Source organism: Streptomyces sp. NBC_00271, assembly GCF_036178845.1.
Classification (GTDB): Bacteria; Actinomycetota; Actinomycetes; order Streptomycetales; family Streptomycetaceae; genus Streptomyces.
In genome coordinates, this window is record NZ_CP108070.1 from 10,336,122 (window position 1) to 10,356,517 (window position 20,396).

Annotated in this window: 18 protein-coding genes and 5 pseudogenes; 10 read left to right on the top strand and 13 right to left on the bottom strand. The window is 68.6% G+C overall.

What is annotated here, in order from left to right; genetic code table 11:
* Positions 1 to 97 precede the first annotated feature (97 nt).
* Entirely contained in the window at positions 98 to 286 is a 189-nt protein-coding gene (locus OG798_RS47055) for a hypothetical protein (RefSeq protein ID WP_095850844.1), read from the top strand.
* Positions 287 to 376: 90 nt separating this feature from the next.
* Here the strand turns inward: OG798_RS47055 and OG798_RS47060 are convergent, their stop codons facing one another.
* The gene (locus tag OG798_RS47060) at positions 377 to 1,762 is read right to left on the bottom strand and encodes a S1 family peptidase (RefSeq protein WP_095850843.1); all 1,386 of its coding nucleotides are present in this window, start codon (positions 1,760 to 1,762) and stop codon (positions 377 to 379) included.
* 115 nt (positions 1,763 to 1,877) lie between these two features.
* Positions 1,878 to 2,708, bottom strand: a complete 831-nt coding sequence (locus OG798_RS47065) for an SAM-dependent methyltransferase (RefSeq protein WP_328759135.1) — start codon at positions 2,706 to 2,708, stop codon at positions 1,878 to 1,880.
* Between the two features lie 137 nt (positions 2,709 to 2,845).
* Here OG798_RS47065 and OG798_RS47070 point away from each other — a divergent pair, with 137 nt between their 5' ends.
* Positions 2,846 to 3,607 carry a type 1 glutamine amidotransferase domain-containing protein gene (locus tag OG798_RS47070; protein ID WP_328759136.1) on the top strand — a complete coding sequence of 254 codons (762 nt, stop codon included), beginning with the start codon at positions 2,846 to 2,848 and terminating at the stop codon, positions 3,605 to 3,607.
* Between the two features lie 15 nt (positions 3,608 to 3,622).
* Here OG798_RS47070 and OG798_RS47075 read toward each other — a convergent pair whose 3' ends face one another.
* Positions 3,623 to 4,969, bottom strand: a complete 1,347-nt coding sequence (locus OG798_RS47075; RefSeq protein ID WP_095850840.1) for an NAD(P)/FAD-dependent oxidoreductase — start codon at positions 4,967 to 4,969, stop codon at positions 3,623 to 3,625.
* A 230-nt stretch (positions 4,970 to 5,199) separates the two neighbouring features.
* Here OG798_RS47075 and OG798_RS47080 point away from each other — a divergent pair, with 230 nt between their 5' ends.
* Positions 5,200 to 5,838, top strand: coding sequence for an HAD family acid phosphatase (locus OG798_RS47080; RefSeq protein WP_095850839.1), 639 nt, complete (start codon positions 5,200 to 5,202; stop codon positions 5,836 to 5,838).
* Between the two features lie 44 nt (positions 5,839 to 5,882).
* On the top strand, positions 5,883 to 6,269 hold the full coding sequence (locus tag OG798_RS47085; protein ID WP_099944982.1) for a PPOX class F420-dependent oxidoreductase: 387 nt from the start codon (positions 5,883 to 5,885) through the stop codon (positions 6,267 to 6,269).
* 126 nt (positions 6,270 to 6,395) lie between these two features.
* Here the strand turns inward: OG798_RS47085 and sigJ are convergent, their stop codons facing one another.
* Genes sigJ through OG798_RS47100 form a run of 3 tightly spaced genes read right to left on the bottom strand, consistent with a single transcriptional unit; the run spans position 6,396 to position 8,591 of the window.
* Entirely contained in the window at positions 6,396 to 7,328 is a 933-nt protein-coding gene (sigJ, locus tag OG798_RS47090; protein ID WP_328759138.1) for an RNA polymerase sigma factor SigJ, read from the bottom strand.
* Between the two features lie 7 nt (positions 7,329 to 7,335).
* Complete coding sequence (locus OG798_RS47095; RefSeq protein WP_328759139.1) at positions 7,336 to 8,160, bottom strand: SDR family oxidoreductase; 825 nt, start codon at positions 8,158 to 8,160, stop codon at positions 7,336 to 7,338.
* A complete protein-coding gene (locus OG798_RS47100) occupies positions 8,157 to 8,591 on the bottom strand; it encodes a hypothetical protein (RefSeq protein ID WP_095850837.1) in 435 nt (144 codons plus the stop codon). The genes OG798_RS47095 and OG798_RS47100 overlap by 4 nt, the downstream gene beginning before the upstream one ends.
* A gap of 277 nt (positions 8,592 to 8,868) precedes the next feature.
* Here OG798_RS47100 and OG798_RS47105 point away from each other — a divergent pair, with 277 nt between their 5' ends.
* Entirely contained in the window at positions 8,869 to 9,393 is a 525-nt protein-coding gene (locus OG798_RS47105) for a hypothetical protein (RefSeq protein ID WP_095850836.1), read from the top strand.
* A 640-nt stretch (positions 9,394 to 10,033) separates the two neighbouring features.
* On the top strand, positions 10,034 to 10,840 hold the full coding sequence (locus OG798_RS47110; protein ID WP_328759140.1) for a pectate lyase: 807 nt from the start codon (positions 10,034 to 10,036) through the stop codon (positions 10,838 to 10,840).
* A gap of 62 nt (positions 10,841 to 10,902) precedes the next feature.
* Here the strand turns inward: OG798_RS47110 and OG798_RS47115 are convergent, their stop codons facing one another.
* Entirely contained in the window at positions 10,903 to 11,331 is a 429-nt protein-coding gene (locus OG798_RS47115) for a Zn-ribbon domain-containing OB-fold protein (RefSeq protein ID WP_107096582.1), read from the bottom strand.
* A gap of 132 nt (positions 11,332 to 11,463) precedes the next feature.
* Positions 11,464 to 12,138, bottom strand: coding sequence for a TetR family transcriptional regulator (locus OG798_RS47120; RefSeq protein ID WP_183127699.1), 675 nt, complete (start codon positions 12,136 to 12,138; stop codon positions 11,464 to 11,466).
* Positions 12,139 to 12,538: 400 nt separating this feature from the next.
* On the opposite strand from OG798_RS47120, the gene OG798_RS47125 reads away from it, so the two are divergent.
* Both OG798_RS47125 and OG798_RS47130 read left to right on the top strand, forming a co-directional pair.
* On the top strand, positions 12,539 to 13,480 hold the full coding sequence (locus OG798_RS47125; RefSeq protein ID WP_121413938.1) for an LAETG motif-containing sortase-dependent surface protein: 942 nt from the start codon (positions 12,539 to 12,541) through the stop codon (positions 13,478 to 13,480).
* Between the two features lie 224 nt (positions 13,481 to 13,704).
* A pseudogene (locus tag OG798_RS47130) lies at positions 13,705 to 14,784 on the top strand (enolase C-terminal domain-like protein); the annotation flags it as partial.
* A gap of 30 nt (positions 14,785 to 14,814) precedes the next feature.
* Here OG798_RS47130 and OG798_RS47135 read toward each other — a convergent pair.
* Together OG798_RS47135 and tnpA are read right to left on the bottom strand one after the other, a co-directional pair.
* A complete protein-coding gene (locus OG798_RS47135; protein ID WP_121413937.1) occupies positions 14,815 to 15,552 on the bottom strand; it encodes an SDR family oxidoreductase in 738 nt (245 codons plus the stop codon).
* Positions 15,553 to 15,709: 157 nt separating this feature from the next.
* Positions 15,710 to 16,125 (bottom strand): annotated as a pseudogene (tnpA, locus tag OG798_RS47140) (IS200/IS605 family transposase).
* A 26-nt stretch (positions 16,126 to 16,151) separates the two neighbouring features.
* Here tnpA and OG798_RS47145 point away from each other — a divergent pair.
* Both OG798_RS47145 and OG798_RS47150 read left to right on the top strand, forming a co-directional pair.
* Positions 16,152 to 17,400 (top strand): annotated as a pseudogene (locus tag OG798_RS47145) (RNA-guided endonuclease InsQ/TnpB family protein).
* Between the two features lie 26 nt (positions 17,401 to 17,426).
* Complete coding sequence (locus OG798_RS47150; RefSeq protein ID WP_328759142.1) at positions 17,427 to 18,266, top strand: LysR family transcriptional regulator; 840 nt, start codon at positions 17,427 to 17,429, stop codon at positions 18,264 to 18,266.
* A gap of 61 nt (positions 18,267 to 18,327) precedes the next feature.
* On the opposite strand, the pseudogene OG798_RS47155 reads toward OG798_RS47150, so the two are convergent.
* The 3 genes and pseudogenes from OG798_RS47155 to OG798_RS56770 form a co-directional block, all read right to left on the bottom strand.
* Positions 18,328 to 18,805: pseudogene (locus OG798_RS47155) on the bottom strand (GNAT family N-acetyltransferase).
* A 147-nt stretch (positions 18,806 to 18,952) separates the two neighbouring features.
* The gene (locus tag OG798_RS47160; RefSeq protein WP_328759144.1) at positions 18,953 to 19,498 is read right to left on the bottom strand and encodes a phospholipase D-like domain-containing protein; all 546 of its coding nucleotides are present in this window, start codon (positions 19,496 to 19,498) and stop codon (positions 18,953 to 18,955) included.
* Positions 19,499 to 19,764: 266 nt separating this feature from the next.
* Positions 19,765 to 19,953, bottom strand: a pseudogene (locus OG798_RS56770) (hypothetical protein); the annotation flags it as partial.
* Positions 19,954 to 20,396 lie beyond the last annotated feature (443 nt).

A 20,396-nucleotide genomic window follows, 5' to 3' on the forward strand; every position in this document is an offset into this window, starting at 1 on the left:
GCGGAAGGTGATCCCACGTCGGACGAGTGATCAGGTTCACGGTCCGTAATGTCGTAAGGCGCACCTTTACTCACAACGCCTTCACGCCAAGGCCCGTATGCTTCACACCATGTCCACCACTCCTGAAACCGACTCCGTGCGGTCCGCCGCCGATGTCAACGAGGAGATCCGTGCCCTGTGGTTCCGGGCCGGTGGGACGCTGAGCATGGAGGAGCGGCGGGAGTATCAGCGGCTCGTCCTGGAGTGGGCGGAAGCCGCCCCCCAGTCGCCCATACAGGCGGCGTGAGCCCGCTCGGCCGCCCCGCGACTCCGTGACGAACGGGGCGTGACTCCTGGTTGCGAGTCTCCGCCCCGTCCCCTCGTCCGCCGTCCGGCCTCAGCCCCAACTCTGCGAGTACTGCCGCCGGTAGCGGTTGCGATCCTGTTCCGTGCGGATGTACCGCGTGGCGACCAGCGCGATGATGCTGCCGGCGATGACCAGCAGGCCCGGACCGATGTTCTGCGGGTCCGTGAGACGGGTGAGGAGCGGCTCGGAGGCGCCCGACCCGACCGCCTGGACCGAGCCGGGCGCGGCGGATCCCGGTACGACGGCCGCGCCCTGCGAGGACGCGGGGGCGGGGGAGGACTGGGCGGTTGCTCCGCCCGCCGCGCCCTGGGCGGCCGCACCCGGTCCGGTCAGTTTCACCCCGAGCGCCGTGAGCGCCTTGGTGATCGGCTGGAAGAACGTCGTACCGCCCGCCGTGCAGTCTCCGTTGCCCCCCGAGGTCACGCCGAGCGCGATGCCCTCCGAGAACAACGGACCGCCGCTGTCGCCCGGTTCGGCGCACACGTTGGTCTCCACCAGACCGGTCACGGTGCCCTCGGGGTAGTTGACCGTCGCGTTGAGCGCCTTCACCTCACCGTCGTGGAGTCCACTGGTGCTGCCGCTGCGGAAGACCCGCTGGCCGACCGTCGGATCGGCGGCGCCGATGATCTGGACGCCCTTGCCGCCCCCGATCGACACGACGTTGTTCCCGGTGTCGTTCTGGCCGTTGTTGTACTGGATGAGGGAGAAGTCGCTGCCGGGGAACGCCGTGGTGACCGTCTGCCCCAACTGCTTGGCGCCCTGGTTGTCCCCGAACCAGACGGACCCGGCCGGCCCGCAGTGCCCGGCCGTCAGGATGAACTCGTTGCGACCGTTGGTCACGTTGTAGCCCGCCGAACAGCGCCCGCCGGTCGAGAACATCGGCAGGGCGGCGTTGAGCCGTGTGGTGAACGTGCCCTCGGTCCGCTCCATGCGGACCGAACTGCCCATGCTCGCGGCGAGCTTCTTCATCCGGGACCAGTCGGAGGCGGACACGGTGCGGTCGGCCTGCACCACCACCTCGTTGTGGACGTAGTCCATGGCCCAGGCGGTGCCCGCGACGCGTGGCGCCGCCTTCAGCGCCTTCGTCACGGAATTGAGGTCCTCCATGCTGTGGCTCACGACCTTGGGTCGGGCGCCCGCCTTCTGCACCTCGGCCGCCGCGGCCGAGTCGGTCACCGCGACGACAGGGTGCCCGTCGGCAGCGATCCAACTGCCCGCCGTACGCGAGGTGCCGAGGGTCGACACCAGACCCGCGCCCTTGCCCGCGGCGGCCAGGGTGGCGCTCTGGGGAGCACGTGACGCGGCGGACGGCTCGCTCGCCATGGCGTGCGTCACCATCAACCCTCCGCAGAGGACCCCGCCGACGGCAGCGAGTCGCGCCCCCCGTCGGACGATCCGTCGTCGTGCGTGCCTCATGCATGGGCTCCCGAAGCCGTACGGTGCGGCGTCGACGCCGCCGGGGCTGCGGTCGTGAGCCCTCCTTCCATACGTACGCCCGTGCCCTCGTGTTCACCCCCGGCCGTTCTCCGGTTCAGGGTTTGCGGCCCACCCCGCCGAACATGGCCACTTCCGCCGATTCGTCCCCGTCCGTCGGCTGCGGACGCCAGCGCGAACAGGAGACGACACCGGGCTCCAGGAGATCGAGACCGTCGAAGAACCGGGCGACCGCCTCCGGAGTGCGCTGGGTGATGCAGGGCGTGCCGTGCTGGTTCCAGTAGGAGACGGCGGCGTCCACGTCAGACATCGCCGGGCTGGTGATCGTGTGCGAGAGGACCAGATGGCTCCCCGAGGGCAACCCCTCCAGCAGTCGGCGCACGATGTCGTACGCCTCCGCGTCGTCGTCGATGAAGATGACGACCCCGAGCAGCATCAGCCCGACCGGCTCGCTCAAGTCCAGGGTCCTCGCGGCGCGTTCGAGGATGGCGTCCACATTGCGGAGGTCCTCGTCGAGATGGTCGGTGCGGCCCTCGGGGGTGCTGGTGAGCAGGGCGCGGGCGTGCGCCAGGACCAGCGGGTCGTTGTCGACGTAGACGATCCGGGCGTCCGGCGCGAGCCGCTGCGCCACCTCGTGCGTGTTGTCCGCGGTCGGCAGGCCGGTGCCGATGTCGAGGAACTGGCGTATTCCGCACGCGGTGACCAGATGGCGTACGGCGCGTCCCAGGAACAGCCGGTCCGCCCGCGCGTAGTCGCCGATGCCCGGGTGCAGTTGGCGGATCCGCTCCCCGGCCGCCCGGTCGACCTCGTAGTAGTCGCCGCCGCCGAGCCAGTAGTTCCAGATCCGGGCCGTGTGCGGGCGGGTCGTGATGATCCGGCTGAGCACCCCCTCGGCGGGGAGCTGCGAGGCGGCCGGGTTCTCGGGCACGGAATCAGCTCCTGGGCATTTCCTGCGATGACGTGTCGACCGGCAATGTAGGCGTCAACAAGCCAACGGGAAAGGGAAGTTGTCACTCTCCTGTCAGCCGTACCGGTGGCAACCCCGGGGCCTGCCATGATGGGCCCATGCGCGTGCTGATGCCGGTACCCGACCGCGACTTCGACGTCACCGAAGTGGCCGTTCCCTGGCGGATCCTCACCGACGCGGGGCACGAGGTGGTGCTCGCCACCGAGCGCGCGGGCACCCGGCCGGCGGCGGACCCACGGCTGCTGAGGGGGGTGCTCTTCGGACAACTGGGCGCCGCCGAGGAACCCCGGCGGTTCTACGAGCAGTTCACGAAGTCACCGGAGTTCACCTCCACCGTCTCCTGGGCCGAGGTCGACATCGAGCAGTACGACGGCCTGTTGCTGCCCGGCGGACACGCACCCGGCATGCGGCAGTACCTCGGCTCGACGGCGCTTCACCAGCAGATCGCCCGCTTCTGGGCCCTCGGGCGGCCCGTCGGCGCGATCTGCCACGGCGTCCTGGTGCTCGCCCGCGCCCGCGACCTCACCACCGGCCGGAGCGTCCTGGCCGACCGGCGCACGACCTGCCTGCCCACATACATGGAACGCACGGCCTACTTCATCACCGCCTGGCGCCTCGGCCGCTACTACCGCACCTACCCCGCGTACGTCGAGGACGAGGTCAGGGCGGCCCTCGCCGACCCGGGAAAGCAGTTCGTACGAGGCCCCCGCACCCTGACCCGGCGCGGCACCGCCACCGACGACACGGACGCGTTCGTCGTCGAGGACGGCCGCTATCTCTCGGCCCGCTGGCCGGGTGACGCCTACCTCTTCGCCCGCCGCTACCTCGCCCTCCTGAACGGCCCCGCGTCCGCGGCATGATCCGCCGGACGGGCCCTAACGGCTCAGGCGGGCGGCGACCTCCTCCGGCGTCAGGTACTTGTCGGTGTGCTCGAATTCCCGCAGGGTCCCCTTCCGGTCGGCGAGGAAGCCGGTGCGCACGAAGTCGTCGCCCGCGACCGCGTTGAGGAACCAGTTGGCGGCCGTACGGAACCGTGCCGTGCCCGTGCGCAGCGCGTACAGGTGGTATCCACGGGCCACGACCTGTGCGGCCACGCCCTTGAGACCGATACCTAGCGGCTTGGACACCGCCTCGTGGCCGCCGAGGTCGACGACCAGGCCGAGGTCCTTGTGCTTGTACGGCGTCATGGGCAGTCCCTGCAGCAGCGCCGCCAGGTTCTTCGCCGCGTGCCGGCCCTGCCGGGCGGCGTGCTGGGCAGTCGGCGGACAGTAGGAACCGTCGGCCCTGGCCAGGTCGGGCACGGCGGCCGCGTCGCCCAGCGCGAACACCCCGTCCAGGCCCGGCACCTTGAAGTCCGGCTCGGTGAGGACCCGGCCGCGTACGGTCTCCGCGCCCAGCGAGTCGACCAGCGGACTCGCCGCGACACCGGCCGTCCACACCAGTGTCCGTGACGGCAGTACCCGGCCGTCCGTGAGGGTGATCTTGCCTTCCGTGACCGAGGCGACGGTCGTCTTGAGGGAGATCTCCAGTCCGCGCTCGCTCAGCAGGCGCAGCGCACTCGCCCCGAGCTTGTCACCGAGCTCCGGGAGCAGCTTGGGGGCGACGTCCACCAGGTGCCACTTGATGAGCCCGGGATCCAGGCGCGGGTGGTAGCGCTTCGACGCGGCGGTGGTCAGTCGCTGCAGACAGGCCGCGGTCTCGGCGCCCGCGTATCCGCCGCCGACCACGACGAACTGCAGTCGTGCCGCCCGCTCGTCCTCGTCCGACGTGGCCGCGGCCAGGTCGAGTTGGGCGATCACATGGTCACGCAGATACACCGCCTGGGCGAGCGTCTTCATCCCGCGCGCCTCGTCGAGGAGACCGGGGATGTCGAAGGTGCGGGTCACGCTGCCGGGCGTGAGCAGCAAGTAGTCGTACGACAGATCGACGAGCTCCCCCGTGATCTTGCGTACGACGCACCTCTTGGACGCGGGATCCACGCCGATCACCCCGCCCGGCAGGAACGTCGTGCGGCGCAGGATCCGGCGCAGTGAGGGGGCCACGGACTGCGGGGTGACGACTCCGGCGGCGACGTGCGGCAGCAGTGGCAGATAGAGCTGGTAGTCGGTGGGGCTGACCAGGGTGATCCGGGCGTCACCCGGCTGAAGGGCGTGCTCGAGTCCGCGTGCGCACTCGACGCCGGCGAACCCGCCGCCGACGATCACGATGTTCGGTGCGTCCATCCCAGCTACCTCTCTCCGTGTGTCAGACATCGTGGCCCGCCACCCGTCAGCCCAGGCTCACACGGGATGGCACCAAGTGCCACCCCGCGTCGGAGGGGAGGGCGGCGGCCGCGAGTTCTTCTACCGATCAGTAACTTCGTCTTCCCTTCTTGTACATCCTTAGGCACGATCATCTGTCCAGCGGCGATGGTCGAGGCACCTCGCCGCTCCGACATGAAAAGGGGACGAGCATGACAGGACGCGGTGTGGGGCGCCGGATCGGCGCGGTCTCGGCGGTCGTGGCACTGGGCATCGGGGGGACGGTCACCGCTGCGGGGACCGCCGCCGCGGCTCCGGCCCAGACGGTGGTGAGCGCGACGGCGACGACGGCCGCGGTCGACTACGCCACCTGGCAGAGCGACGTCAAGGCGGTCATCGACCAAGCAAAGCCCTACGTCGAGCAGCGCACCGCGAACGCCGCCGGGCAGAAGCTGGCCCTCGTCTTCGACATCGACAACACCACGCTGGAGACGGATTTCCACCCGTGGTACGAACTGCCGACCCCGGCGGTCAAGCCCTCGCTCGACCTCGCCCGCTACGCGCGCTCCCGCGGCGTCGACATCTTCTTCATCAGCGCACGTCCGGGCATCATCTCCTCCCTGACGCAGTGGAACCTGACGACCGTCGGCTACCCGGTCTCCGGTCTCTACACGCGCGACCTGCCCGATCTGTTCGAAGAGGTCAGCGCCTACAAGACCAGCAAGCGCGCGGAGATCGAGTCGCGGGGCTACACGATCATCGCCAACGTCGGCAACAACGACTCCGACCTCGTCGGCGGTCACGCCGAGCGCACGTTCAAGCTGCCGGACTACAACGGCCAGCTGTCCTGAACGGGCGGCCTGGACTCCCAGCCGTGACTGCTTAGACTCCCCGCATGGACGAGACGAAACTGGACGCGCTCGCTTCAGGGAAGTTCCTGCTGATCACGAGCTACCGCAAAAACGGTACGGGGGTGGCGACGCCCGTGTGGGTGGTCCGGGACGGTGCGGCCCTCGGCGCCTGGACCAGTGCGGACTCCTGGAAGGTGAAGCGGATCCGCAACCGGGCCGACGTCCTGGTGGGTCCGTGCGACGCGCGCGGCAAGCCGACCGGTGAGCAGGTCCCCGCCACGGCGGAGATTCTCGACCCGGCCGCCACCGCGCGCTACCGCCGACTGATCGCCGGCAAGTACGGCATCCTCGGCCGTCTCACCCTCTTCGGCAGCCGTCTGCGGCGGGGCACGGACGGCACGGTCGGGATTCGCATCTCCCTGACCACGTGAGGAGGGGGTGAGAGCCCGGCCACCGCCGGGCTCTCACCCCTGGTCGTCGTCCCGAGGACGGGACAACTCACCTGTACGGGCGGGAAGTTCACGTAGAACTTCGGCCCCTCGTCCGAGGGCCGCTCCTCAGGGGGTTTCGTAGCCGGTCCAGGCATGGAGCTTGTCGGGGTTGACGACCATCCACACGTCGGTGACCAGACCCTCGTGGATGTCCAGGGCGACGACGGCGATCGTGGTACCGGCGATGCGGACGCTGACGCCGGGGGTGCCGTTGACGTCCTCCTCGACGAGTTCGACCCCGGGTTCGTTCCGCATGAGGCCGAGGAAGAGGCGGGCGACCTTGTCCCGGCCGACGACCGGTCGCAAGGCGGCGCGGACCCTGCCGCCTCCGTCGCTGCGCGACTCGACGGCGGGGTCGAGGAGCGCGACGAGGGTGTCGAGGTCGCCGGTCTGACAGGCGTGGCGGAACGCGGTGACGATCTGCCGGTGCTCTTGTGCGGTGCTGCCGCCGGTACGTCGGTCGGCGATGCGTCGACGGGCGGAGGAGGCGAGCTGGCGGCAGGCGGCGGGGGTGCGGCCCACGGTGTCGGCAATCTCGGTGAACGGCATGCCGAAGATGTCGTGGAGGACGAAGGCCACGCGCTCCGCGGGAGTGAACGAGTCCAGGACCACCAGCATGCCCATGCTGACCGACTCGTCGAGGGTGATCCGGTCGGCCGGATCGGCCCCGCCCTCATCGCCCGTACTGGTCCATGTGGCACTGTGCCGGACGGGCTCGGGCAGCCACTCACCGGTGTAGTGCTCGCGGCGGACGCGGGCCGAGGTGAGGTGGTCGAGGCAGATCCGGGAGGCGACCCGCGTCAGCCAGGCCAACGGCGCGCCGATCGCCCGCTGTTCCTCCTCGGGCAGGCTGTACCAGCGGGCGTAGGTCTCCTGGACCACGTCCTCGGCGTCCTGCAGGGATCCGAGCATGCGGTAGCCGAGGTTGAGCAGACGGCGGCGTTCGGCCATGAGCGTGCCGAGGGTGGGGTCCTCGGCGGGTCCCGGGGGTGTGGACACGGGGCCGTCATCCTCCCTGATGGGCGTGGTGAGCGGTGTGGTGGGTGAGCCATTCGTCGAAGGTCTGGCTGCCGCGGGGGCCGGGTCCGGTCGGGAGCAGGCCGTCGCCGGTCATGGCCGTGCCGGTGGCACCGGGCATTTTCACGGGCAGCAGCAGCCGGCGCTGGTGACGGGCCCGCAGCAGCCGGCCTGTCATGTCGACGACCTGTTCGACACGGGGTCCGGCGAGTTCGGGGGCCATGCCCCGCGCCGGGGCGGAGACGAGTCGTACGAGGTGATGGGCGACCTCACGGGCGGCGACGGGCTGGCTCCGCATCCGGGGTACCACCGCGAGGGGTCCCGGGACGCGGTCGAGGGTCTGCTGGGCGAACTCGTGGAACTGGGTGGCGCGCAGCACCGTCCACGGCGTCCGCCCGCTCTTGAGCACGTCTTCCTGGCGCAGTTTTCCCTGGTAGTAGCCGAGGCCGACCCGGTCGATCCCGACGATCGACAGCAGGACGTGGTGGCGAACCCCAGCCTGTTCACCGGCGTCCTGGAGGGTGTGGGCGACGCGGTCGAAGAACGCGATGGCTTTCTTGGCGCTCGTGGTCGTCACGTTGGTGACGTCGACGACCGCGTCCACGCCGGCCAGGGCCGCGTCGAGTCCGGTGCCGGTCACGAGGTCCACACCCGTGGAGCGGGCCACTACCACCGGGTGGTGCCCGGCCGCCGTGAGCTCCTCGACCACATGCCGTCCCACCAGTCCGGTTCCGCCTGCCACTGCCACCCGCATACCAGGCTCCTGCTTCGCGCTCACGCCGGCGGTGTCGCCGTTGTCGCCGTTGTGGGTCATCGTGTGCGGTCCTGTCGTGCGGGGAGGGCGGGGAGGGCGGGGAGCAGCAGCAGGGCCGCGAGCAGGATGAGTGCGGCGAGGAAGACTACGTTGAGGATCTGGTCGCGTGTGTTGTACATGTCGAGATGCTGGACGTGGTAGCTGAAGTGCAGCACGTTGAAGAGCAACCACACGGCACCTGTTGTCTGGACCAGCCGGGTGTTGTGTACGGAGCGCAGGGCGATGACGGTCAGGACGGCCAGGGCCAGGAACATGGCTCCGGCGTCCTTGGTGAGGTGTTCGTTGTAGGGGCCCAGCTGGGGCAGCCAGCTCAGTCCGAGGCCGGGGAAGTTCGCGTACCAGCTCGTCGGGGAGCAGTAGGCCCAGATGCCTGTGTACAGCCCGGTCACGGCCAGGAGGCCGAGACTGGCGTACCTGATTTTCGAGTTCATACCTCTATGACGAGACAGCCCCCTCGAATGTGAGGCGGGTTGCCCCGACCGTGTGAGGCGGGCCGGCGGCGACCGCCCAGGCCATGGCCCGGCCGTACCGCGTTGAACAACCAAGCCGAGGCCATGACTTCATTCGGTGCTGTCAGGTCATGGACAAATCTTCAATCAAGCGTCTCCCGGTCCGGTCAAAGGGTCTACCCGCATAGACGCTCCCGATGCTGTCATGCGCACGACCGCCCGGAACTCCTGCCGGGCACCACATCGGGAGACCCCCACGATGTCCCGCATAACCCGCCCCCTCGTCACCTCTCTGTCCGCCCTCGCCCTCGCCGCCGCCGGGATGACCGTCGCCACCGGCAGCGCCCACGCCGCGACGTGCAGCCAGGCGTACCTTCCCCTGCCGGACCCCAGCTGCCAGCCCGGCGCCCTCAACCCGGACGTCTCCCAGTCCACCATCGACTCCACGATCTGTGTCTCCGGCTGGACCGCGACCGTACGGCCCTCCAGCTCGTACACCACCGCCCTCAAGAAGAAGCAGATCGTCGCGTACGGCTACACCGACACCAGCACCTCGGACTACGAGGAAGACCACTTCGTGCCCCTGGAGCTCGGGGGTGCACCGAAGAGCGAGCTCAACCTCTGGCCCGAGCCGCAGTACGGCACCAAGACCGCGGCCAACAAGGACACCGTCGAGAACAAGCTCAAGAAGGCCGTCTGCGCGGGTACGGTCTCGCTCTCCGACGCCCAGGACGCCATCATCAACGACTGGACCACCGCCCTCTCCGACCTCGGCGTCAGCTGACGCGCCACCCGTCGCGACGCGGCCGAACAACCTCGCCGGGCCCGATCCCTCCGCGGATCGGGCCTGGCGTCCTTGTGTCCACCGACCGGGCGGGGTGCGGAAGTCGACCGGATGTGTTCTGCGCGAAGCGTTGACTAGAAAGCGCTTACCCCTTACGTTTCCCGTTCAGCAGCCTGACCTGCGCCTGGCATCTCATGGGCGAGACATCAGATCTCCGAGCCGCATCACCTGGGAATGTGCGCACTCCCTGGAGCTGACGATTCTCGTGCAGGTGTCATGAGTGCCTCACGCTGTTCGTAATGGTGCACATCGTTCGCATACATGACCTACGGCACTCCCGAAGGGACGCACCCGCATGCGTACTCGCCCCCCACCGACACGCACTCGCAGACTGGCCCTGGCCACGGCCGCCGCCGTTACGGTCTCGACACTCGACGCATTCGAGGCGGCCGTCACCGGCGACACCGCCAAGGTGGTGCTACGACGGTCTGCTCGACATCAATCACGGCTCCGATTGCGTCACCGTGTCCTGGAACACCTTCACCCGCCCGTCTCGAGTGTCGTCGTCTCGGTGACGTCCGGCGCGGGCGCCGGGAAGCTCTGACCGCCCCCACGTTCGTTCAGAAGGAGGAATCGGGACATGACCTCATCCGCACGCCCGCGCGCCCGACGGCGCGCTCTCACCGGCTCCCTGGCCGCAGTCGGCCTGTCGGCTGTCATGATCATGGCAGTCGGCGGCCTGTCTCCGGCGAGTGCCGCCACCTGGCCCACCGCGAACGGCAGTCAGGCCGTCTCCGCCACCCTCTCGGTCTCCGGTACCAAGGACTACGGGATGAAGCGGCTCTACGGCACCGGTGACCTGGGCTCCGGCAGTCAGGACGAGGATCAGGGACCGATCCTGGAACTGGCCGCCGGCACCGTTCTGAAGAACGTCATCATCGGCGCCCCCGCCGCGGACGGCATCCACTGCCTGGGCAGCTGCACGCTGCAGAACGTCTGGTGGGAGGACGTCGGCGAGGACGCGGCGACGTTCCTGGGCTCCTCGTCGTCCAACGTCTACACCGTCTCGGGCGGCGGCGCGAAGGAAGCCAGTGACAAGGTGTTCCAGTTCAACGGCGCCGGAACGCTGAACGTCTCGAACTTCGCGGTGCAGACCTTCGGCACGTTCGTCCGCTCGTGCGGCAACTGCAAGACGCAGTACAAGCGCGCGATCAACCTCAACGGGATCGAGGCCACCTACAAGGGAAGCAAGCTCGTCGGCATCAACACCAACTACGGCGACAGCGCGACCCTCAAGGCCATCAAGATCGTCGGGGACTCCAGTAAGAAGATCATCCCCTGCCAGAAGTACATCGGCAACAACACGGGGGCTGAGCCGACCGCGAACGGGACCGGCCCCGACGGCACCTACTGCAAGTACGCGACGTCCGACATCACGTACGGCTGAGGGTTCTCTCGCGGTGACTGGACGAACCGGCGGCGCGCGCCGGTTCGTCCAGTCACCCCATGTCAACTCCAGCCGCGATAGGGACCGTCGATGAGCTGGAACACCGGCTGACTGCGCACCGGGTCCTGAGCGGTGGAGAGTTGGACCCGGTCACCGCTGTGGACGTCGGCGGGCGCGCCCATCACCCGGCCGCGCACGGTGAACCCCTCCGCCATCTCGATGAGGGAGACGTTCCGAGCCGCCGGGGTGTTGCGGTGGACGATGGTGGAGTGGCGCACGACGCCGGCTCCCGCGCTCGTCTCCGTCCGCAGGTCGCTGCCCGCGCAGACCGGGCAGAGGAGGCGGTGGTACATCGCCGTTCCGCACCAGCGGCACCGCTGGAAGAGGAGAGCGTCCGAGCTCGACGTCCCGTTCGGCGCGGAGTCGCTGCCGAGTATGTCCGTCGCGGGTCCGACGCCCGGATGAAGGGCGATTCCTGAGGGGTACACGATGTCATCTCCCTGCACTGGGCCGGAGTCTGAGGTGCCCGGAACGCCGCGCACGAGCCACAGGGTATGGCACTGAGTGCCACTCGTAAAGGCACTCGGTACCCTTACCTGAGGAAGTGGGTGCGATTCGGCTTCTCACTCCCTGCCGAACGCGGACTCGATCTCTCGTACGACGCGCCACATCGGTGCCCCGCGCCGGGAGATCACGACGACTACGTCCTCCTGCTCCGCGGCCGGCGCGTCACCGGCTCCGGGGGAGCCACCGAACGAGGTCTGTACGTATCCCAGCGCGTGGTCCACGGCAGTGTCGGGATCGCTCTGTCCGTCCGAACGCAGCCAGGAGCGCAGGGCGTTGTTGTGCGCGGCGACCACCGCCGCGGCGATGACGTCGGCCTGCAGGGTGCCGTCGGGCCGGCCGGCGAAGCGGCCGCGCAGATACTCCGCGAGCGCGCGCTCGTAGCGCCAGACGACCGACAGCTCGTACGCGCGCAGGCCGGGGACCTTCTTGGTGAGGCGGTAGCGCTGCACGGAGAAGGTCGGGTTCTCGGCGTACATGCGCAGCACCAGCCGGGCGGCGTCGCACACCCTGCGCACCGGCTCCTCCTCGCCGGTGCCGGCGCCCAGGAACGCCGTCATGTCGATCAGGCAGCGTTCGTGGTCCGGGAAGACCACGCCCTCCTTGGAGGGGAAGTAGCGGAAGAAGGACCGCCGGCCGACACCGGCGAGCGTGACGATGTCGTCGACCGTGGTCTGCTCGTACCCGCGCTCCAGGAACAGCTGGAAGGCCGCCGCGACCAGCGCGTCCCGCATGGGCGGCTTTGCCGTCGTCGTGTCGGCGGTGTCCCCGCCACGGGGTTCCTCGCTCATGGACGGAACCTAGCATCGCGCGGACAGTGTGGCACTCAGTGCACATGATCGAGGGAACTGAGTGCCCCCGGTGAAGGTGCTGGTCGATCGCGACCGGCCGTCGTCGAGCCGCCGCGGATTCATTGATTCCCCATGTGTCGGAAATGTGGCAGCGTGTGAACTCATTGTGTTTTCAAGGAGGTTGACAGCCCCTGCACAGTGATCGACTATGTGCTCGAACTGTGGCCCATGTGACCAGTGGGCCCAGTGTTTCTTCGACCACTCATCCCCGGTGCGGCCCCCGGCTGCTTTGTGCTGCCCTGCCGCCGACGACCGGGTCTTGGATCATCAAGATGGGATCTGCATGTCCATAGCGAGACGTGTCACCCTTCGCTGCCTGCTGGGGACGGGCGCGGCGGCCCTCGCCCTCTCCGCGGCCACCACCAGCGCCTGGGCCACGGGTACCCCCGGCGGAGACGGCTGGGACAGTGGCAACAGCGCCTACAAGCCCGGCCAGGGCGCCGGCACGGTGACCGCGGCGGATCGCTGCGAGTTCTCCCTGGACGGGACGAACTTCTACGACTGGGTCCGCGTCGACGACCAGAACCTGAAGCCCACCGAAGACGGCAAGGTGCACATCAAGGTGCGCGCGGCGGGCGACGCCGGGACCTGCACCGCTTCCCTCGCGGCGTACCGCACCCACGGGGCCACCTTCAAGACCTCCGGTGAGCAGGTCTTCCACGACTTCGACAGCGTCAAGGTCAAGCCGGGCCAGACCGACTCCCTCGACATCGCGGTGCCCGACGCCGGCTGCTACGCGCAGATCGACCTCTACCGCGGCGCCGTGAAGTTCGACGGCAAGTTCGACGCCAACGACGGCTTCGAGCACGGCGACCTGCCCAAGGGGCCGGACCGCGCGGTCATCAAGGACAAGCTGATCATGGCGTGGAACGGCGGCAAGAAGGACTGCACGGCGCAGCCGCCGAGCACGCCCGAGACCACGCCTCCGGCCTCGACTCCGCCGGCCGCCACGCCGCCCGCGGAGACCCCCGGCAGCCCGACCCCGACGACGCCCGACGAGCCGTCGACCCCGGAGACGACGCCGGCCTCCCCGTCTGCCTCCCACTCGACCACGCCGCCGGCTCCCTCGCCGAACGGCGGCCAGTCGACGCCGCCCGGCGACCTCGCGGAGACGGGCGGTGGCAACACCCTGCCGATCGCCGCCGGCGCCGCGGCCCTGCTCGTGGCCGGTGGAGCGATCACCGTCGTCACCCGGCGTCGACGCTCGACGCGCACCAGCTCGTGACGTCCGTCGTCCGACGGCTGACAGGTTTTTTGAAATCTGAAATCTGAAATCTGAAATCTGTCGTCTGACATCTGAAGTCATCGGATCGCGACGACTTCGACGGGCCCCGGTACTCACCGAGTACGTGAGTACCGGGGCCCGTTGCGTGATTCAGATCGATGAAGCGAGCTCACGGACAGTCGCATCCGTCAGCTCATCGTCACACCGATCGCCTTCAGTGATCGCTCGAACGGCTGCTGGCCGCCGGGAAGGTGATCGTCGGCATGGAAGTCTTCGACACCACGGCCGTCGCCGCCGCCATCGACGCCGCCCTGCTGCCCACGGTGCCCGGCTCCCACGAGCGTGGCTGGATCGCCTCTGCCGTGGAGGTGGCCTGCCTCGACGCGCAGGGCAGGCTCACCGGACGCCCCGTCAGCGACCTGTTGGGCGGCAGGGTCCGCGACTCCGTGCCCTTCGCCGCGTACCTCTTCTACAAATGGGCCGAACACCCGGCGCTCGACGGCCGTCCGGCGATCGGCGACGGTTGGGGCGAGGCCCTCGACCCGGCGGGCATCGTCGAGCAGGCCAGGGTGATGCGACAGCGGTACGGATTCGACTCGTTCAAGCTGAAGGGCGGAGTCTTCCCGCCGGACGAGGAGATCGCCGCGATGAAGGCCCTCGCCGAGGCCCTCCCCGGCAGCCCGCTCCGCCTGGACCCCAACACGGCCTGGCCCGTGGAGACCTCGCGGCAGGTGGCACGCGAACTGGACGGAGTGATCGAGTACTTGGAGAACCCCACCCCCACCATCCCCGGTATGGCCGAGGTCGCCGAGAGCTCACCCATGCCGCTGGCCACCAACATGTGCTTGATCGCCTGGGAACACCTGCGCCCGGCCGTGGAACAGAACGCGATCCAGGTCCTCCTCACCGACCACCACTACTGGGGCGGGCTGCGCCCCACCCGTGAACTAGCGGCCGTCTACGAGGCGTTCGGCATCGGTCTCTCGACGCACTCCAACTCCCACCTCGGCATCAGCCTCGCCGCGATGACCCACGTGGCCGCGACCCTCCCGAACCTCGACCACTCCTGCGACACCCACTACCCGTGGAACTCCGCGGACGACGTGATCGTCCCCGGCCCCCTGGCGCTGCGAGACGGCGCGGTCAAGGTCCCCACCGGCCCCGGCCTCGGCGTCGAACTGGACCACGACGCCCTGGAGCGACTCCACCGCCGCTACCTCGACTCGGGGCTGCGTGGCCGCGACGACACCGGCTACATGCGGCGATTCCACCCCGAGTACGAGCTTCGACTGCCCCGCTGGTGATCCGGAGGCCATGGACAACACATCAGAAGATCACCACGGTACGACCCCCTTGTCGTCGAACAGCCGGCCGGTAGGGCCGTCGTCGGGCAGAGCCGCCAACCGGATGGCGATCACCGCGCCCTGCTCGGCGGTCTGAGTGCCGCTGAACCCATTGAGGTCGGTGGCCACGTAGCCGGGGCAGGCGTTGTTGATCAAGATGTTGGTGTCGCTCAACTCCTTGGCGTACTGGATGGAGACGGCGTTGAGGAAGGTCTTCGTCGGCGCGTACGCCCCGCTGATCCCTCCGAGGTCGACACCGGGCGTGGTCTGCAGGGCCAGAGAGCCGACATGGCTGGACTGGTTGACGATCCGCGGGTGCGCCGAGTGCCGCAGCAACGGCAGCATCGCGTTGGTGACCCGGATGACGCCGATGACGTTGGTCTCCACCAGCCGCCGCACGGTCTCGAGGTCGACGGTTGTGGGCTCGTCCGGCCAACTGCCCGCAATGCCCGCGTTGTTGACCAGCACGTCGAGGCGTCCCGCTCGCTTCTCGATCAGTTGCGCCGCAGCAGTCACGCTCTCGTCGTCGGTCACGTCCAGGGGAACGCCGAACGCGTCGGCACCCGCCGCGCGCAGTTTCGCCACGGCGTCCTTCCCGCGCTGCTCGTCCCGAGCGCCGACGCCGACGCTCCAGCCCAATGCGCCCAGTCCGGCCGCGGTCTCGTACCCGATTCCCTTGTTCGCGCCGGTGACCAGCGCGATGGTCTTCTCACTCATGACAGCGAGCATGGCTGCGCCTCGGCCTGGCACCAACACCAACTCGGTCATGCAGCGATACCTGAGGGACATCGATCGACCGTGCGCCGGAGTTACCGGGGATCTTGCAGAAGGCCCCGCCGTTCACGCCGGGGATGAATGCATCTCAACACTGCTGTGACGTGCAACCTCAGAGTGGGCGTTTGTGCTGCTCGATGTACTGGCGGACGATCGTCAACGGCGCTCCGCCGCAGGAGGCGGAGAAGTATGAGGGCGACCACAGGTGCCCGTGCATGATGGCGCGGTTGATGTGGCCGGTGAACTCCTGGCGTATCCGGGGGCGGAGACGCCCTTGAGGCTGTTGACCAGCTTGGAGACGACGACCTTGGGCGGGTAGTTGATCAAGAGGTGGACGTGATCGCGTTCGCCGTTGAACTCCTTCAGCTCCGCTTCGAAGTCCTCGCACACCTTGCGCATGATCTCTTCGCAGCGTGTGAGCATCTCGTCATTGAAGACCCCTCGCCGGTACGTCGTCACGAAGACCAAGTGCACATGCATCGCTGAAATGACGTGCCTGCCACGTCTATAAGTGTTCTCCTCATCCATGAGACGAATCGCATTAAGATCGTGGTATGCAGCTCCGCTACAACTACCGGGCCTGCCCGGATGCCGCCCAGCGCCGCGCGCTGGCCCAGGCGTTCGGGTGCGCCCGCGTGGTGTGGAACGACTGCCTGCGCGACCGCAAGGAAGCACACGCGGCCGGGCTGCCGTATGTGAAGTCGGCCCAGTTGTCCCGGCTTCGCATCACCCAGGCCAAGCGCACCGAGGAACGCGCCTGGCTCGCCGACGTGTCAGCGGTCGTCCTGCAGCAGTCCCTCCGGGACCTGGACACCGCCTACAAGAACTTCTTCGACAGCCTGAGGGGCAAGCGGCAGGGCCGGAAGGTGGGGCCGCCCCGGTACAAGTCGAAGAAAGACACCCGCCAGTCGATCCGCCTCAACACCAACGCCTTCTGTCTCCAGGAGAACGGCACGGTGTACGTGGCCAAGGTCGGCAACCTCAAGGTCAAGTGGTCACGTCGGCTATCGGCCGCGCCCACGTCCCTGACCGTCACCCAGGACAGCTGTGGCCGGTACTTCCTCAGCTTCGTCGTCGACACCGAACCGGATATCCTCCCCGGGCTGGAGACGGAGTCCGGTATCGACCTCGGCCTGTCCGCCTTCGCGGTCCTGTCCGACGGCCGGAAGATCGACAGCCCCCGCTTCCTGCGCCGGGCCGAGAAGAAACTCAAACGCCTTCAGCAGGACCTGTCCCTCAAGGCCAAGGGATCGAAGAACCGGGCCAAGGCCCGCATCAAGGTCGCACGCCAGCACGCCAAGGTGGCGGACCGGCGCCGGGACTTCCACCACAAGGCATCCACACAGATCATCCGCGACAGCCAAGCGGTGTATGTGGAAGACCTCGCGGTCTCCGGCCTCGGCCGCACCCGGCTCGCCAAGTCCGTGCACGACGCGGGATGGTCCGCGTTCGTCTGCATGCTGGAGTACAAGGCGGTCAGGCACGGCCGCACCTTCGCCAAGGTGGACCGCGCTTTCCCGTCCTCTCAGGTCTGCTCGGCCTGCGGATTCCGGGACGGCCCCAAGCCCCTGCACGTCCGGGAGTGGACGTGCGGCGCGTGCGGCACCGTGCACGACCGCGACCACAACGCAGCCCGCAACGTCCTCTTCGAAGGACGCCGTATCGTCGCCGCCGGACGGGCGGAGACACCAAACGCCTCGCAGAGCGCCGGTAAGACCAGGACGAAAGTCCCGGCACGGCGCGTTGAAGCAGGAAGCCCCCCGGAAGGGTCAGACGACCCAGGCCGGAATCCCTGGACTTTAGGCCAGGGAGCACGTCAATGTGAACGGATGGAGATACGCGAGTTGCGGTACTTCGTCGCCATTGCCGAGGAACTGCACTTCGGGAAGGCCGCCAGGCGTCTGGAGATCGCCCAACCGCCCCTGTCCCGCACGATCGCCCGGCTCGAACGACAGCTCGGGGTCACGCTGCTGGAGCGCACCAGCCGCAAGGTCACGCTCACCGAGGCCGGGGCCGTGCTGCTGTCCGAGGGGCGTGCGATCCTCAGCGCGGTAGCCGCGGCCGAGCGGCGTACCCAGCAGGCTGCGCAAAGGCGTCCCCGCCTCGTCCTCGCCGTCAAGTCTGGCACCGCCGGCGAGTTGTTGGCCAAACTGCTCGATGCCTACCGCATGGAGCCCGGTGCGGCCACCGTCGATCTGCTGCTCTGCGAGGCGCATCAGCATCAGAAGCTGCTGCAGGACGCGCAGGCCGACGTGGCTCTGCTGCACTTGCCCTTCGATTCGACGGTGGGACTCGACACCGAAACCCTCTACACCGAGGGACAGGTGGCGATCCTGCCCAGCTCGCACGCATTGTCCGGCCGCTCTCAGATCCGGATGGCCGAGGTCACCGCACTGCCGGAACTTCCGATGGCACGCTGGCCCGGTCCTGGCGGCAGCTACCCGGAGGGACCAGGGGCAGAGGTACGGAACCTGACACAGCTCTTCCAGCTGATCGCGCTCGGCCGTACCACCGTGATCATGCCCGAGTCCGCCGGCACCGACCTGCGCCGGGATCTCGCCGCCGTGCCCGTCGTGGATGCTCCGCCCGTGACAACGGTGATCGCCTGGCCGCCGCAGAGCCGACTTCGCGCGGTCGCCGACCTGATCCGTGTAGCGACACGTCTTTGACCGGCTGTTCTCCCCATGGCGGAGCCGTCATCAGCAGTGCGAGGGTGACTACCCGGCTGGGTCAGCGGTCGCGCTCCCGTGCGTGCAGGTGACCGGCGAGGGGGTAGGCGGGCGGTGCCGCGGGCAGGGTCGTGATCAGTTCGTACCCGCTCTTCTGCCCGACGCGGCATGACGCTGTGTTGTCCACTTGATGCACGAGTTCAAGGTGCTTCGGACCGTCATCGGGGAAGGCGGTGAAGGCCCAGTACGTCACCGCCCGCAGCGCTCCGGGTGCCACTCCCCGGCCGCGCGCACGCGCTGCGGTCCAGTAGCCGACCTCGGCGGACGAAGCGCCCGGGGTGACGTTCTTTGAGGACCACGTGACCCGCCAACCGTCCCTCAAGGCCCGCGGCTTGGGCTTCCGTGATGGCAAATCCGAAGCGGTCTCCCGTCTCCCATCCGCGTTGCTGGTCCTGAATCCACCGTGCCGCGCTCGCCTCGTCGTGCACGGCTGAGCTCGTCCATCGGCGCAGGGCGTCATCCTGATACAGCTCAACCAGGTCGGCAGCGTCTGTCGGGCTCCAGGGACGCAGTATGAGAGCGGGGGCTGACGGTGTGGCGTCCGCCTCCAGCCGTACGGCGATCTTGTCCATCGGTCGAGGGTACGTGGCCGCGGCGAGCTGCGACCAGCGCTCTCCCGGCGGGTTCTAGGCGGTGGTGCCGCCCGAGTAGTCGCTCTTGAAGGTGGTCTCGATGGTGGTGGCAACGGGTTGGGCGACGCCGGTGCCCGTGAGGATGATGCCCAGTTCCCGGTTGTTGCTCAGCGAGTTGCTGCTGATGTTCATGGAACCCGCTTCCACCTTCTGGGTGGACAGGCCGTAGTCGGCGACCATCGCCTTGGCGTGGATGTAGAAGCCGTTGGGGTCGGAGTATCCGACGACGGTGCCACCGGCCGCCTTGATCGCGGACACCTCGCTGGAGTAGCTGGAGGGGCTCTCCAGGACCAGCCGTACGGCGACGCCCGCCTGCGCCCTCGCCACGATGGCGTTGACCATCGCGCTGTCGCTGAGTTCCAGTTCCTCGACGTCGAGCGTCGTGGTGGTGCCGTTGATCAGGGACAGCAGGCGGCTGCGGGAGTCGGTGGGGGACCAGAGCAGATGGTCGCCGTCGGTCGGGGTGATCGCGGTGCCCGTGTAGTCCGCGTTGAAGACCTTCTCGATCGAGGCGACGTCGCGGCTGTCGTCGTCGAACACCCCCGCCCGAGCCGCCCGCCTGCCCGGCCGTCATGTGGTCCGGTGTCTTTCCGGTCGGGGACTGCTTGGCGGAGCCCTCCGGGGACGGCGCCGCCGAGTCGAAGGCGCCGGGAGCGCGCCCCCAGGACGGTGCCCGGCGTCGCGCCGGCCCGGGCGACCCGGTTCTTGCCGTCGTCGCTCCCACCGGTACGGGCCGTACGGCACCGGCGCAGCAGCGGGTCGGTACCGCTGCCCAGGACGATGCCGGGGCCGGCGGTGCCAATGACCCGTACGTCCTCCAGCACCGTACGGGCCTGGCTGGTCAGGTGGATGCCTGCGCTGGTGTCGTGCACGACCGTGCGCAGCACCTGGCTGGTGCAGCGGTCCTCCAGGGCGATGGCCGGGCCGTCGGTGGAGGAGATGTCGCACTCCTCGACGGAACCCTGTGCCTCGCCGTTGCCGCGGGCGTCGCGGATGGTGCAGCCGCGTACCGTGACCCGGCGGTCAGGTTCTCCGCGTACGTCCGGGGAAGCACGCTGATGACGGCGCCGCTGCGAGCCCTCGCCAGGGCCTCACCGATCGTCCGATAGCCGTCCGGCCGCTCCTGGTCGACCGTCAACAACTGGCGTGACAAGCGTGAAACCTCCTACGCGGTCGCAGAGTGTCGCGGTCCGCGGGAGGGCATTCCGCTGGCGACATCGATTTGTCCTGTTATCATCATTACGTAGAGTGATGACTCATTGCATGGCTGTGAGCGTCCTTGCCGTACAGCCCGTGTGTGATGTTCGGGAACGAGAGCGCGCCGGGACGGCCGGCCCCGAAGGGGTGTCCCAGCGTATGACCAGGTCTGAGGGCATGACTCACTGTTTGTGCGGTTATTTCTTGATCGCCCTATGCTGATGCCGTGCGGACTCGGGCA

Bases quoted from the DNA above. Each gene is read 5' to 3' on its own strand.
- OG798_RS47055 (WP_095850844.1), top strand. From the start codon at position 98: ATGCTTCACACCATGTCCACCACTCCTGAAACCGACTCCGTGCGGTCC.
- OG798_RS47060 (WP_095850843.1), bottom strand. From the start codon at position 1,762: ATGAGGCACGCACGACGACGGATCGTCCGACGGGGGGCGCGACTCGCT.
- OG798_RS47070 (WP_328759136.1), top strand. From the start codon at position 2,846: ATGCGCGTGCTGATGCCGGTACCCGACCGCGACTTCGACGTCACCGAA.
- OG798_RS47075 (WP_095850840.1), bottom strand. From the start codon at position 4,969: ATGGACGCACCGAACATCGTGATCGTCGGCGGCGGGTTCGCCGGCGTC.
- OG798_RS47080 (WP_095850839.1), top strand. From the start codon at position 5,200: ATGACAGGACGCGGTGTGGGGCGCCGGATCGGCGCGGTCTCGGCGGTC.
- OG798_RS47085 (WP_099944982.1), top strand. From the start codon at position 5,883: ATGGACGAGACGAAACTGGACGCGCTCGCTTCAGGGAAGTTCCTGCTG.
- OG798_RS47095 (WP_328759139.1), bottom strand. From the start codon at position 8,160: ATGACCCACAACGGCGACAACGGCGACACCGCCGGCGTGAGCGCGAAG.
- OG798_RS47100 (WP_095850837.1), bottom strand. From the start codon at position 8,591: ATGAACTCGAAAATCAGGTACGCCAGTCTCGGCCTCCTGGCCGTGACC.
- OG798_RS47105 (WP_095850836.1), top strand. From the start codon at position 8,869: ATGTCCCGCATAACCCGCCCCCTCGTCACCTCTCTGTCCGCCCTCGCC.
- OG798_RS47110 (WP_328759140.1), top strand. From the start codon at position 10,034: ATGACCTCATCCGCACGCCCGCGCGCCCGACGGCGCGCTCTCACCGGC.
- OG798_RS47120 (WP_183127699.1), bottom strand. From the start codon at position 12,138: ATGCGGGACGCGCTGGTCGCGGCGGCCTTCCAGCTGTTCCTGGAGCGC.
- OG798_RS47125 (WP_121413938.1), top strand. From the start codon at position 12,539: ATGTCCATAGCGAGACGTGTCACCCTTCGCTGCCTGCTGGGGACGGGC.
- OG798_RS47135 (WP_121413937.1), bottom strand. From the start codon at position 15,552: ATGCTCGCTGTCATGAGTGAGAAGACCATCGCGCTGGTCACCGGCGCG.
- OG798_RS47150 (WP_328759142.1), top strand. From the start codon at position 17,427: ATGGAGATACGCGAGTTGCGGTACTTCGTCGCCATTGCCGAGGAACTG.